General features: G+C 67.0%; 9 protein-coding genes. 6 read left to right on the top strand and 3 right to left on the bottom strand.

Annotated features, from left to right (window positions below; translation table 11 throughout):
* The first annotated feature begins 271 nt into the window (after positions 1-271).
* From BSF38_RS25940 to BSF38_RS25915, 6 genes are all read left to right on the top strand, one after another.
* The gene (locus BSF38_RS25940) at positions 272-868 is read left to right on the top strand and encodes a glutathione peroxidase (protein WP_076349954.1); all 597 of its coding nucleotides are present in this window, start codon (positions 272-274) and stop codon (positions 866-868) included.
* A 244-nt stretch (positions 869-1,112) separates the two neighbouring features.
* Positions 1,113-1,847, top strand: coding sequence for a hypothetical protein (locus tag BSF38_RS25935; RefSeq protein WP_076349953.1), 735 nt, complete (start codon positions 1,113-1,115; stop codon positions 1,845-1,847).
* Between the two features lie 19 nt (positions 1,848-1,866).
* Positions 1,867-3,186, top strand: coding sequence for an efflux RND transporter periplasmic adaptor subunit (locus BSF38_RS25930; protein WP_076349952.1), 1,320 nt, complete (start codon positions 1,867-1,869; stop codon positions 3,184-3,186).
* A 13-nt stretch (positions 3,187-3,199) separates the two neighbouring features.
* Positions 3,200-3,943 (top strand): ABC transporter ATP-binding protein, encoded by a 744-nt coding sequence (locus tag BSF38_RS25925; protein WP_076349951.1) that lies wholly within the window; start codon positions 3,200-3,202, stop codon positions 3,941-3,943.
* Positions 3,944-3,958: 15 nt separating this feature from the next.
* Positions 3,959-4,576 (top strand): Uma2 family endonuclease, encoded by a 618-nt coding sequence (locus BSF38_RS25920; protein ID WP_083713495.1) that lies wholly within the window; start codon positions 3,959-3,961, stop codon positions 4,574-4,576.
* A gap of 34 nt (positions 4,577-4,610) precedes the next feature.
* A complete protein-coding gene (locus BSF38_RS25915; protein ID WP_237170611.1) occupies positions 4,611-5,828 on the top strand; it encodes an ABC transporter permease in 1,218 nt (405 codons plus the stop codon).
* Between the two features lie 23 nt (positions 5,829-5,851).
* Here BSF38_RS25915 and BSF38_RS25910 read toward each other — a convergent pair whose 3' ends face one another.
* From BSF38_RS25910 to BSF38_RS25900, 3 genes are all read right to left on the bottom strand, one after another.
* The gene (locus BSF38_RS25910; protein WP_076349950.1) at positions 5,852-7,924 is read right to left on the bottom strand and encodes a prenyltransferase/squalene oxidase repeat-containing protein; all 2,073 of its coding nucleotides are present in this window, start codon (positions 7,922-7,924) and stop codon (positions 5,852-5,854) included.
* Between the two features lie 106 nt (positions 7,925-8,030).
* Positions 8,031-8,852: a MotA/TolQ/ExbB proton channel family protein gene (locus tag BSF38_RS25905; RefSeq protein ID WP_168189461.1), complete on the bottom strand. Its 822-nt coding sequence runs from the start codon at positions 8,850-8,852 to the stop codon at positions 8,031-8,033.
* Between the two features lie 118 nt (positions 8,853-8,970).
* Positions 8,971-12,165: a tetratricopeptide repeat protein gene (locus tag BSF38_RS25900; protein ID WP_076349948.1), complete on the bottom strand. Its 3,195-nt coding sequence runs from the start codon at positions 12,163-12,165 to the stop codon at positions 8,971-8,973.
* Between the last annotated feature and the right edge of the window lie 1,819 nt (positions 12,166-13,984).

Below are 13,984 nucleotides of genomic sequence, written 5' to 3'. Positions count from 1 at the left end.
GACGTCGACCGGCCGGAACCGTCACGATTCGCGGCCGAGGTTCCCGTGTATTCCCGGATGATCGCATGGGCCGACCCGGTCCGCGACCACCGAAAGAATTAAACTCTTGATCGACTTCACTTGAAATTCCTGTCAAGCCGTCCCAAGATAATTTGAGATGATTGCACAGCCGCGGTCACAAGCTGTAAAGCCGAAGTACCCTGGCTTTTCCGATCCCCGACTTCGTGTTGGTCCGCCCCCACCCCCCGACTAGCCCCAGAGGACTCCCACCGTGCTCGGCCGCATACTGACCGTTAGCTCTCTCGCCCTGGCTGCCGGCGTCGTTTTGGCCAGCCATGCGACGACCGCGTCCGCGGGCTCCGCCGACAAGAAGCCTTCGTCCGTGCTCGATTTCCACGTCAAGGACATCGACGGCAAGGACGTGGCCCTGTCGAAGTATCAAGGCAAGGTCGTCCTGATCGTCAACACCGCCAGCCAGTGCGGCCTGACCCCGCAGTACAAGGGCCTCGAAGAGACCTATAAGAAGTACAAGGCTCAAGGGCTTGAGATCCTCGCTTTCCCCGCCAACGAGTTCGGCACGCAAGAGCCGGGCAGCGACGCCGAGATCAAGGAATTCTGCAGCACGAAGTACAATGTGTCGTTCCCGCTGTTCTCGAAGATCGTCGTCAAGGGCAAGGGCATCCATCCGCTCTACGAGTACCTGACCAGCGAGTCGACCAATCCGGGCCACGGCGGCGAGATCGACTGGAATTTCGCCAAGTTTCTGGTGAATCGCAAGGGCGAGGTCATCGCCAGATTCCACCCCAAGATCACTCCCGAATCGCCCGAATTCCGCGCCGCGGTCGAAAAGGCCGTGACCGAGAAATAAGTCGACGCGCCGCACGTCGGGACGTCGAACGAATCGGAGTGCTTCCTTCCTCAGGCTCATGGGCCGAGGGGGGCGCACTCCGTTTCGCCTTCGAAGCCGGCGCGATTCACGTTCAGATTTCTTCCGGGCTTGCTTGCCGCATTGAAACCCAACCTCCGTTTCGAGAGTACCAGACTCGACGACCGCGAGGCGACCTGCGCGACGGCGCTTGGTTCGGCCCGCTTCCTCTTCAACGTGGAACTTCATGGATCTCGCCCCACCCCGTGAATCGACCGGCGGACGGAGCACGGCCGAGCTGCGATTCGGCGCGATCCTCTGCGTCTGGATGGTTTTGATCCTGGCGTTGAACGGGGCTCGATGGATTGCGGGCTTCCGTCCCGTCCTGCTCGCCGTCGCCGTCGAGCGCGGGGTCCAGAGGATCGAGGCCGACGGCAAGGGCGAGACGGGCGACGACCTCGTACGCAAGGCGATCCGGACGCAGCGGGATTCGCTGCCGTTCTGGACGGTCGTGTTCGTGTTCGGCGACTTCGTGATCGAACCGTTCGCGCTGGTCTTGAGGGCGGTATGCGTGGCGATCGGATTCACGGCGATCGCCGCGATGACTGGCCGGCCCCTCCAGTTCGAGCGGGCGCTGTCGGACAGCGCCTGGATTCAGGGCTTCTGGGTTCTCGGCCTGGCGGTCCGAGTGGGGCTTCTGGTAGTGCTGAGACGCGGCGAGGACGATCTGGACACCTCGCTGGGCCTGCTTCTGCCGCCGGGAACGTATCCCGCGGCGACCTGGCTGATGCTCCGGGAATGCGACGTCTTCGCGCTGCTGGGTTGGGTGAGCCTTGCCACATCGGGCTGGCGGCGCGGCGACGCGAACCTCGCGGCGGCGGTCGTCCTGTGTTCGGGGCTGGGTTTTTTCGAGATGAGTCTGAGGACGGCCGTCGGACTTGTTCTCGGATCGGCGATGCGACTCTCGCTCATCGCGAGTTGACGGAAGGCGGGACGCGACCATGATGCGCGGCGTTCTGGTGAGCTTCGGAGTCGTCGCCCTCGTTGCGGCGGTCGTGGGCGTGAACCTGTCGCGCGAGCCGGGGCGGATCGACCTCGACTGGCGATTGATCCAGGAGCCCGCGCGGAAGATCCTGGCTGAGCCCCTGTCGCATGGGGCGATCGTCCAGACGATCACCGCGCCCGGCAAGATCGAGTCGGTCGAGGAGGCCGAGATCGCCAGCCAGATCATCGGCCGGGTGACCGCCGTCGGCTTTAAGGAGGGCGACGCGGTCAAGAAAGGCGACGTCCTCGTCCAGATCGACCCGACCGACGCTCAGGCTCGCCTCGATTCGACGCGGGCGCGGATCTCGCGCTTGAAGTCGGCGATCGACCAGGCCGATTCGGATCTCAAGAAGGCCCGACGCGACGCTGGACTATCGACCAAGCTGGCCGACCGAGGCTTCTCCACTCCGACCGAACTTGCCGATTCGTACACATCGCTGGCCAAGGCTGAGGCCGCATTGGAGATGTGCCGCAACGAGTTGAACGAGTCAGAGGCCATGCGGCGGTCGAGCGAGGAAGACGTGAAGCGGACGACGATCCGGGCGCCGATCGACGGCGTCGTCTCGGGCCTGAACGTCGACGTCGGCGAGATCGTGATCGCCGGCACGACCAACCTGCCCGGCTCGGTCTTGATGAAGGTCTGCGACATGAACCGGATGCGGGTCCGGGCCGACATCGACGAGACCGACGTCCTCCTCGTCCGATCGAGTCAACCCGCCCGGATCTTCCCACAGGCCGACCAGTTGCACCCAGTTGCGGGCCGGATCGACCGCGTGGCGCCGCAGGGCAAGATCAAGAAGGACGACGTGGTCAGCTTCGAGACGTTGGTCGACCTCGCGCCGACGTCCAACGGCGACGGCCAGCCCCCCGTTTCAACGCTTCGGCCGGGGATGAGCGTGACAGTGGAAGTCGAAGTCCGCCGCGCCGACGAGGCGCTTTCGGCGCCCGCCCAGGCCGTGGTGCATCGCCGTCGCAAGGATCTCCCCGACACCCCGTTGATCCGAGAATGGGCCGAGCGCGCCGTCCGGGCGCCAGGCGAGAAGGCCCGCGATTCCGAGGTTCGCTACCTCAAGGTGATGTTCGTGGTCGACGGCGATGTTGCGCGGGCGAGGCCGATTGACGTTGGTTTGAGCGACGAGCGCCGGGTCGAGGTGCGATCGGGGGTCGAGGCCGACGAGCGGGTGATCGTCGGGCCGTTCCACGCACTGGACGAGTTGAAAGACGGCGACCCGGTCGTCCCCGTCGCCACCGCGGCCGAACTCGACCAGCCGAAGTAATGAAGGACCGCTCATGACGTCTCAGGCGATCTCGAACGAACCTGGCGAGACGCGCACGGCGGACGCACCCGCGCCGGTGATCCTGCTTGAGGGGATCACCAAGGTCTACCCGATGGGTGAGGAGACGGTCCATGCGCTGCGCGGGGTTGATCTGACGATCCGATCGAACGAGCTGGCGGCGATCATGGGGCCTTCGGGATCGGGCAAGTCGACGCTGATGAACATCATCGGCTGCCTCGACGTCCCCACGGATGGCCGCTACTGCCTCGACGGCCGCGACGTCGCGCGGCTGTCGCAATCGGAGCTGGCCCAGGTTCGTGGGCGACGGATCGGCTTCGTGTTCCAGACGTTCGAGTTGCTGGCGCGGCAGTCGGCTCTGCGGAACGTTGAATTGCCGCTTATCTACTCGGGTACGTCGGCTTCGGAGCGTCGCCGACGGGCGACCGAGGCGCTGTCCCGAGTGGGACTCGCCGATCGGATGGGCCATCGACCCAACCAGATGTCGGGCGGCCAGCGACAGCGGGTGGCCATCGCTCGGGCGCTCGTCCAGCGCCCGGCGCTGCTTCTGGCCGATGAGCCGACCGGCAACCTCGACACCCAGACCGGCGACGAGATACTCGAACTGTTCGCCGACCTCCATCGCGAGGGCCAGACGATCGTGATCGTCACCCACGAGCCCGACATCGCCGCGCGCTGCCGCCGCGTCGTCCGCATCCGCGACGGCCGCGTCGAATCCGACGAGGAGCACGAATCATGACCCCTCGCACGTTCGATGGACGCCCCCACGGTCTTCTGGGACAATCAAGGACGACCACAAGTCCTGGGAGACCTCGCCATGGCAACCGCTGAACAGACTCTTCTCAACGCCGAGGAATTCGGCCTGCGCCCCGACATCGGACGGCCCGAGGAACTTGTGAGAGGGAAAATCGTCATGTCGCCGCCTCCGAATCGAAGGCATGGGTATACGTGCGCAGAGATAGTGTTCCATCTCAGGCGATTCCTCGAGGATCAGAAACTCGGCCGAGTGTACAGCAACGATTCAGCGATCGTCACCGAGCGCAATCCCGACACTGTGCGAGGTGCCGATGTGGCGTATTACAGCTACGAGAGGCTTCCCGAAAGCTCGCGATCGACCGGGTACGGGCCGGAGATTCCCGAGCTTGTTTTCGAGGTGAAGTCGCCGAGCGATCGCTGGTCGGACGTCTTGAAGAAAATCGCCGAGTACCTGAACGCGGGTGTTCTATTCGTCACCGTGCTCGACCTCGACGACGAGATCGCCGTCGTGCACGGCGCCGAGAGCGCGCCTCGGACCTTGGGGCGAAACGACGAGTTGACGTATCCAGAGATTCTTCCGGGATTCTCCGTCGTGGTTGGTCGGCTGTTCGAGTGACGCAAGCTCCAGGAATTCAGGGGACGACTTCGCCGTGAGGATCGCACTGGCCAACGTCTGGAACGCCTTCGAGCAGTTGTGGGCGCATCGGTTTCGGTCGCTGCTCACGGTGCTGGGGATCGTGATCGCGGTGACGTCGACGATCACGGTCGTCGGAGTCGTCCAGGGGTTCACGCGGTATGTCGCCGAGTTCTTGCAGGGGCTGGGGACGAACGCCATGTGGGTCTGGCCCGAACGGCCCGGGGGGGAGGCGGGGAAGCGGCTGGGGCGGATCGTGCTCGACGAGCGCGATATCGCGGCGATCGAGGACGGCTGCCCCGCGTTGCGGCGGATCTCGCCGCTGGTGAAGCCCCCCGACGCCTTGCTGCAATACGGACGCGACGAACTTCGTGTGCCGGTCGAGGGGGCGTCGGCCCCGTACCACGCGATCCGCAATTTCCACGTCGCGATCGGCCGTCCCTTCTCGATCGTCGACGTCGAGGAGCGACATCACGTCTGCATTCTGGGTCGCGAGGTCCTTCGTAAGCTCAACCTCGATGAAGGCGTCGTGGGCCAGACGATCTTGCTCGCGGGCCGGCGGTTTCAGGTGATCGGCGTTCTCGAAGAGAAAGGGAGTTTCTTCGGCAACAGCCAGGACAACCTGGTTTTGATCCCGTACACCATGGCTCTCAAGATGTACCCCGCGCTCCAGCGCAAGATCGCCATGACGGCCCAGGCGACGTCGGAACTGGCGGTTCCCGAGGCCCGGGCGCAGATCGTCAACTTGCTACGCCGCCGTCATCGGCTCGACGCCTATCAGCCCAACGATTTCAACATCGTGACCCAGGACGAGATCCTCGAAGCTTTCAACAGCCTCAGCCTCGTGGCGACGGCGGTGCTGGCGGGGATCGTCGGGGTCTCGCTGCTCGTCGGCGGCATCGGGATCATGAACGTCATGCTGGTCAGCGTGACCGAGCGGACTCGCGAGATCGGCCTGCGTAAGGCCGTTGGCGCGCGCCGACGCGACATCCTGTTGCAATTCTTGATCGAGGCCGTATTCCTTAGCTTGCTGGGTGGTGCGCTGGGGATCGGCCTGGGCTACGCGATGAGCGCCCTGGCGAGCCTTCATCCCCAGATGGTCAACGTCGTCATCCCGTGGTGGGCGGTGGCGCTGGGCTTTGGAATCTCGACGGGAACCGGCGTCGTCTTCGGCCTCGTGCCGGCGATCAAGGCCGCGCTGCTCAACCCGATCGACGCACTACGGCACGAGTAACGATCGGCCGCCGTCGAGGCTGATCAAGGCCGAGGCGAGCCAGCGGGCGGTGCTTCGAGGGCGGGGGCGTCGTCTTCGGCGTCGTGGTCGAGGCTCGGCTTGTCGTACAGCCGCAGGTAGCGGTAGTAGACTTCGAGCGAGAGCGCGGCGAGCGTGGTACAATAAATCCGCCCTCCGCGCTCGCCATAGACGCTGGCGTCGGGGTCCCAGCTTCCCGCCTGATGCCCCGACTTGCGCTGAAGTCCGACCAGGCGGTTGCGGACCCGGTCGTTCCACTGCTTCCAGGGTTGGCCGCCGTGCTGGTACATCGCGAGCGTGGCGTAATACCAGTAATAGACGTTCGTGTCGCCCTTGTCCGATTCGTGCTTGAGCAAGTAGGCGGCGGCCTCGGCGCTGCTGGGGCCTGGGCCGCCGAGTCCGAGGAACTGGCGGCAGGCCCAGGCCTCGGCGGTCATCGTCGGCGTGACGTCGTCCCAGGGTTGGTAGCGCCCCAGCCCCTTGGCGTCGCCGCTCGCGACCTTGTCGAGCCAGAGCGCGGCGCCCTTTTCGAGCGACGCCTGATTCGCGATCGGGATGCCGATCTCCTTGGCCGACTTAAGCGCCATCACGACCCAGCCCAGGATACTCGTGTCGCCGACGCCCGCGCCGGGCGCATATCGCCATGCCAGGCCGTCGCGGGCGCGCGACCGTGCGAGGAAGCCGATCGCGCGCTCGGCTCCCGAGAGCAGCTTGTCGTCGAGCGACAGCGCGTACGCTTCGCAGAGAGCCAGGGTGGCCATCGCATGGCAATACATGCCGACGGTCCGGCTCGCGCCTCGGAGGTCGCCGTCGGGCTTCTGCTGGCTCAGCAAGAAGTCGAGGCCCTTGGAGACCGTCGTCGCGTACTTGCCGTCCTTGTGGGTGTAGCCCGCGCCGAGGTAGGTCAGGAGGGCGAGGCCGGTCAGCCCGGTGTCGGCTTCCCAGTATGCGCACTCACCGAAACAGGTCTGACCAGCCGGGCAGTGAACTGTGAAATCGTCGTCGCCCTCGACGACCACGCCGTCGTCGTAGCGAGCCGTGCCGCCGTCCCACCGGCCGTCCGCGTCTTGATGGCGGGCCAGCCAGTCGAGCGCGCGCTCCACGGCCTGCTCGCTGGCGTTGCTTGCTCCGCTGCGTTCGGCTCGCGCCGAGCGGTCGGCGTCGAGCCGCGAGCGGTAGATCTTGGGAACCTCGGTGATCGTCGGCCGTCCCGTCGCGCCGAGGAGGTCGGCCAGCACGGGCGTCGACCGATCCGGTGGGGCCGGTCGGAGAGTCGTCATCGCCAGGGGGACCGGCCTGGCGCTCTCTTTCGCGTTCTCCGACGGCCTCGGGGTCGCCGGTCGGGCGTGAGGCGACGGCGGACGGAGGCGCGAGTCGGGAAGGAGCGATGCAGCGACGCGGGGCGTGGTCGAGGCGTCGTCCTTGCTGCGCGGCGGCGGGGGGACGTCCGGGGCTTTCAGCGTTTCGTCGCCCGAGACGTTGAGCGCGGAAGCCGGCGCGGCGGCCGACAGAGGCGGACTGGTCGCCGATCGCGTTTCCGGCTCCGCGGAGGTCGGGGGGAGCGGCGCGTCGGGGGTGGCTTCATCGATCGCCAGCGGCGGCTGCGGCTGCGACTCGGGGAGCGGCGCGCGGACGGTCGACGCTTCCTGATCGGGCCGGCTCGTGGGCAGCCGTTGCATTGCCAGGACGACCGGTTCCTCAAGCCGATCGACCGGACCGACGACCGCCGGACGGGACGCATCGCCCACGCTGGCGGTCGACTCCGCGCCGCCCGATCGGGTCGATGCGTCCGACGGCGACGGCGAGACCTTGATTCGTCGGATGTGCGGCTCGGACTCGGCGTCGATCGGCGTCGGGTGGAGCGCCTTCATCACGGCCGGCATGCTGGTTCCGCCGACCAGAAGTCCCGCGTGCGCGGCGATCGACAGCGCTAGACACTTGCGGAGCGCCTTGCGCGATCCCCAACTCACCCAGACCAGGATCGCCAGCAGCAGCGAGACCAGGCCCAGGAAGGCCCAGGCCCCCAGGTCGGCTCTCAGCAGCAGCAGGAACGATTCCAGATCTAGACCGTCGGTCATCGGCTCACGCCCAGGTTCGAGGATCGCCGTGCGTTACGGGACGACGGATCGTGTTCAGCATAGTCGAAACGCCTGATTCTCGCACCAGGCCGCGCTCGCTCGGTCGTCATGACCCGGAGTTTGGAACGCGCCGCGACTCCGACGGGCCGGCGCCGATCCGGACGTGAGGCGTCGAGGGGAAGGTCGGGGCCGATACGGGAGTTGTCATTGCAACGGCGTCGACGGTCTCGGCGCCCAATCGGTCGAGGGCGCCGCCCAGCCGCTCGATCCGCACCATCATGAGGTCATAGGCGACCAGGGCCGCGGTCGCGATGCCCACGCCCAGGATCGACGGCCGTAGCGCCTCGGCCAGGGCCGGCCACGAGAGCGGCGACGCACCGGCTTCCGTCATGATCCGGTCGAAGGTCAGCAGGGTGCCCAGCAAGCCCAGCAGCGGTGCCAGGATTGTGATTCGTCGCAAGGTTCCGACGTTGCTCCGCAACCGCTCCGACTCCCAACGGTGGGCCAGGGCGACGGCGCGTTCCAACTCGATCGCCGGTCGTCCCCAGCGGCGCACCGCGGCCAGAGCGACGCGGGCGGCCGGGCTCGGGTTCATCTCGCAATAGTCGAGCGCCTTGCCGCCGTCGAGCTTGCCCTCGTGCAGGCGGTCGAGGAACCGGGCGGTGAAGTCGTTGGGGACGACCGATCGCCTCCGCAATCGAAACGATCGTTCGGCCACGACGCACAGACCCAGCGGGATGCACGCGGCAAGCCCTCCCCAGGCGATCCGCTCGCCGGCCGGAGTCTGCTCGTACCAGATCAAGACTTCGCTGACGACGCGGGCGATGCGCCGCTGGATGACGATCGACTTTCCGTCCTCGGCCGCGTCTTCCGCGCGGGCCGTCGGCGCGAAGGCCAAGAGCCCGATACAGAGCAAACCCGACGTCAAGGTCCGACAAGTCCATGGGCCTGTCCGCTGCTTGGGCTTCATCGACGGGTTCCTTCCCAATTTGTGGCGATGGACGTCTACTGCATCGACATGCGCGATCATGATCGGCTCGACTTGATCACTTCGCTTCGCCATCGCTCGGCTCTTTCACTTTATGCTGATCGAGGACCGCCGCGCGGCGCTTCCGAGCTTCGTTCTTAGCCTCGACGGTGGACGGGTCGTCGGGGAATCGATTGAGTAAATAATTATACGTCTCGACGGCGTCGCTCCACTGGCTGAGACGCTCGTCGACCTTGCCGGCTTCGAGCAGCGCCGCGGCCTGCCAGCGCGGAGCGTTGAAGAGGCTGTCGACCCTGAGGTACTCCAACTTGGCTTCGCGAAGGCGGTCCTCGTGAAAGTACGTCTCGCCCCGCATGAGCTGGGCTTGCGCGGCGAGTTCGCTCCCCGGGTGCGATTCGATCACCGCCTGGAAGGCGGCGCGGGCGTCGTCGGGCCGGGCCAGGCCCAGGAGAGCCCGACCGCGTGCGAATTCGACGACGTCGCGCGCGGAGTCGGTTTTCTCGGCCTTCAGGGCGTCGGCCTCGGCGAGCGCGTCCTTCCAGCGTTTCAGGCCGAGGAGGCTCTGAAGCCGACGCTCGCGCACGACGCTCGCGAAATTCGGCGGATCGTCGGGGCTCGGCGGTCCGGCCGTCAGGGCGGAGAGATCCGACTCGGCGGCGTCGAACCTATCTTGCCGCAGCGCCGCCTCGGCGCGGAGCAAGCGGGCTTCGCGGAGATGCCGGTCGTTGGCGAATTCGGCGATCAGCCGATCGAGAGTCGACGACGCGGCCGGCCAGTCGCTCAGTTCGATCTGAGTTCGTCCCAGCCGGTAGAGGACGGCGGGAAGCAGTCGGTCGGGCGTCTTCGGAGCGTCGGGCTTGTCGGGTTTCACGAGCGGAACAAGCAGCCGCGCCACCTCGGCGAAATCCTTCTTCTGGTTGGCCGATTCGGCCAGGTTGAAGCGGGCGTCCGCGGCGTATTCGCTGTTGGGAAAGGTCTTGAGCAACTCGCCGAACGCGTCGTCGGCCTCGGCCGTCTTCCCGGCGTCGGCGAGGGCCCAGGCCCGCTCGGCGAGCAGCGCGTCGATCGGCTGGCCGATCGTTGTGAGCCGCTTGCGGGCGGCTTCGTCGGCGACGAGTTTTCCGATCAGCTCGGCCGCGGCCTCCGGACGTTTCGACTCGGCGAGCAGCCGCGCCCGGGCCAGGCCGGCGTGAAGGACCGAGTCGTCCGCCGCGAAGCGAGTCTCGAGCTGTTCATAGGCGGCGATCGCCTCATCGATCTTGCCGGCGGCTTCGAGCGATCGGGCGCGTTCGAGCGTCAGGCCGGCCGCCTGGGGCCCGTCCTTGGTGCGGGCGATGATCGTGTCGAAGATTGCCGCGGCGGCGCCGGCGTCTCCCTTCTTCGACAGCGCCCGCGCCAGCCCCAGCTCGGCGCGTTCGCGAACAGCCTGGGGGACTTCCACCTTGGCGGCGGGATTGGGGCCGACAAGGATCTGGAACTGCTCGATCGCCTTTGGGAGATCGCCGGCCGCGAAGGCCGATTCCGCCAGCCGCAGCCGCGCGGGGGGAAGCGCCGGGCTTTCGGGGAATCGCTCGGCCAGCACGCCGAGCGACTTCGCCGCGTCGTCGCGCTTGCCCAGCCCGAGATACGCGGCGGTTTGATGGGCCAGAGCGTGGTCGGCCACCTGTCCCTTGGGCGAGGAATTCAGGTAGCGTTCGAACTCCGCGAGCGCCTCGGCGTATCGCCCGGCTTCCAGGTGACTCTGACCGAGTAAGAAACCGGCCTCGGCGGAGGTCGTCAACGACGCCAGGATCGCGTCGGCCCGAGCCCCCTGGCCCGTTGCTCGATAAGCCAACGCCAACTCGTACCGGATCGCGGCGGCCAGATCGGGAGCGAGCACGGCGGACGGCTTGGCTTCCGGGCCGACCAGCGGTTCAAGGAGCCCGACGGCCGCCTCGGGCTGACGGCCGCTCATCGCCGCGCGAGCCTGGATCAGCACGACGTCCGGGCCAAGCTTGGACTTCGGGAACTTCTCCGGAAAGGCGGCGGCGAGCTTGCCGGCCTCGGCGTGGTCGCCGGCGTCGAGGGCGAGCCGGGCGGCTTCGAGCCACGCGTCGTCGGCCCAGGGATCAGCCGGGGCGACCTCCGCGACCTTGAGGAACCGCGCCTTCGCTTCGTCCGGACGCTTGAGCGCGCGGAGGGCTTCGGCCGATCGGTACAGCAGGGCCGGTTCGAGAGGCGATTTCGCCGCGCGAGCGAGGGTCGCGTCGAGCGTCTTCAGCGCCTCGTCGGCGTGGCCCTGACGCAGCTCGATGCTGGCCAAGGCGAGCGAGGCGTCGGCGGCGAGCGCTTGCGACGGGTCGGCCGCCAGCGGCTGGAGCAGACGCAGGGCCTCGTCGTGGCGATCGAGTCGCAAGAGCGCCTCGCCGCGGCGAAGCTGAGCCTCCGACTGGAACGAACTCGGCGGGACGAGGCCGGCGAGCTTGTCGAACGTCTTCTCGGCGTCGGCGAATCGGGCGGCGTTGACCTCGATCTTGCCGATCTGGAGCAACGACTTGTCGACCCAATCCGAGGCCCCTCGACGCACGACCTCGCGCAGAACGTCGATCGCCGGCTGGGTCTCGCCCAGGCTCGCGAGCGAGCGCCCGAGACCATAGCGGGCGCGGTCGGCCAGGCGGGCGTCGGGCGCCATCGCCAGCGATTTCTCGTAGGCTTCGCGGGCGGCCTTGGGATCGTCGAGCGACGATCGGACGTCGCCCAGATAGGTCCAGGCGGTCTCAAGATTGGGATGCGGAGCGGGATCGGCCGTGAATCGTTCGAGCGCCTCGCGGGCCGAGGGGAGATCGCCCAGCATGTAAGAGAGCTCGCCAAGTCGATACCAGGCGGTTCGCGCCCTCGCATGCTTCGGGGCGAGCCGCAGGAACTCCTGAAAGGCCGACCGCGCCTCCTTGTAGCGTCCTTGAAGCAGCCGCGCGCTGGCCAGGCCGAACCGCGCGTCGTCGGCGTCGACGACTGCTGGATCGGTCTCCAGGAACCGCTGATACTCCTCGGCGGCGAGATCGAACTTCCGTTGTCGGAAGAGCCCGTGAGCGAACCGGAGCGAATCCGGGATCACCCGAGGGGCGGGCGTGGAGTCGTCCGACCCCTTTTGACCGAGAGTCGAGCCGGGCATCGCAACCAGAAAAAGCAGCAAGCCGACGGCGCAGGCCAGCGCGCAGCGCGAACCGGCTCGCGCGGTCCGATCCCGGTGTCTCGCCGAGATGATGGAGATCAATCGACCTGCCCCTCCCTGAGATCCCGCGCGACGCTCGCTGAAACCACCATCCTATGGCTCTCGAGCTTGGCACGGCCTGGAATCGATAAAGTCGGTCTGGCTTCGCAGCCCTGCCCGGCCGTCGGCGTCCCTCCTGAAACCGCGCGGGTTTCGGGTGCGACTTTCCGACCTGAACTCTAGATCCTACGATTCGAGCATAGTCGATCAGTCGCTCAGACCCAAACCGCTTCTTTTGAGGAATCGGCTTCGCGAGTCGCGGAAATGATTACGGCTCGACCAAGTTGATGAACCCCCCCGCCTGATGCGAGTTCGAGTCCTATACTCAGACAATCCTTCGCCTTGTTTGATGCAGTCAGCCGAAGCGTTACAGATCCTACAGATCGGCGATAGGCGCCAATTTTGCCAATCATGTAGGCCTGAAGCCTGGACAAGGCGAAAGACTCGATTTAATCTACTAAAAATTCGCAAAGCTCCCAGAACTCGCAGACCGTGATCTCGTATACTAGGTGAGTCCTAGACGGGATCACGTGCCCGGGACGTCCCCAGGCATCTGTTTTTTTGATGATCCGGCTACCGTGGAGAATGCACCTATGCTGCGCACTCGGTTGTTCAGCGCTGCGACCGTGGCCGCCCTGGCTACGTCCGCATACGCTCAAGTTCCCTCCAAGCAGGTTCCGACCGCCGTCGCTCCGGCACCCCAGGGTGTCGTGTACGCTCCGGCCAAGACCTTGCCGGCCGCTCAGGCTCCGGCCCCGATGAAGACGCTGCCGGCCGCTCAGGCTCCGGTTCCGGTCAAAACGCTGCCTGCCGCTCAGGCGGCTCCGGCCTACGCTCCGGCGAAGATGCTGCCGGCCGCTCAGGCTCCGGCCCCGATGAAGACGCTGCCGGCCGCTCAGGCGGCTCCGGCCTACGCTCCGGCGAAGACCCTGCCGGCCGCTCAGGCTCCGGCCCCGATGAAGACGCTGCCGGCCGCTCAGGCGGCTCCGGCCTACGCTCCGGCGAAGACCCTGCCGGCCGCTCAGGCTCCGGTTCCGGTCAAGACGCTGCCGGCCGCTCAGGCGGCTCCGGCCTACGCTCCGGCGAAGACCCTGCCGGCCGCTCAGGCTCCGGTTCCGGTCAAGACGCTGCCGGCCCCGCTCAGGCGGCTCCGGCCTACGCTCCGGCGAAGACCCTGCCGGCCGCTCAGGCTCCGGCCCCGGTCAAGACGCTGCCGGCCGCTCAGGCGGCTCCGGCCTACGCTCCGGCGAAGACCCTGCCGGTCGCTCAGGCTCCGGCCCCGGTCAAGACGCTGCCGGCCGCTCAGGCGGCCCCGGCCTACGCTCCGGCGAAGACCCTGCCGGCTCCCCAAGGCGGCGCGTATGCTCCGGCCCCGGCCAAGGCCGCTCCGGTCGTTTCGGCTCCTGCCGCTCCGGCTGAGGCCGCCCCTGCCGCCCCGGCTGAGGCCGCTCCGGCCGCTGATGAGGCTCCCCCGGCCCCCGCTCCCCCGGCTCCGGCTCCTCCGGCTCCGGCTCCCGCCGCCGAGAACCCGAAGAAGGCTTGATCGTCCGTTGAGTTCGAGCCTGCTTGAGTCCCCGGTCATCGACCGGGGATTTTTTTTGCGCCCAGGTTTTTCGAGCGGGGCCAACGCCCGGGCCTTCGAGTCGTGCATCGGACTTGATCCGTCGACCAATCTCCTCATCGCGCAAGGCCAGGCGAGTTCCGGCCGCCGTTGGCGTGGTTTGCGTGTTGGATTGCTGAAAGTCATCAAGACAGGCTGCCGCGAGCATGTCTTGCGAGGGTGGGCGTCATAGGAATTCGTCGAACGCCTCGCCGACCAAAC

It is taken from the genome of Paludisphaera borealis, from assembly GCF_001956985.1.
GTDB lineage: Bacteria > Planctomycetota > Planctomycetia > Isosphaerales > Isosphaeraceae > Paludisphaera > Paludisphaera borealis.
The sequence above is the reverse complement of the archived record's forward strand: the minus strand, read 5'-3'. Positions and strand labels throughout refer to the sequence as shown.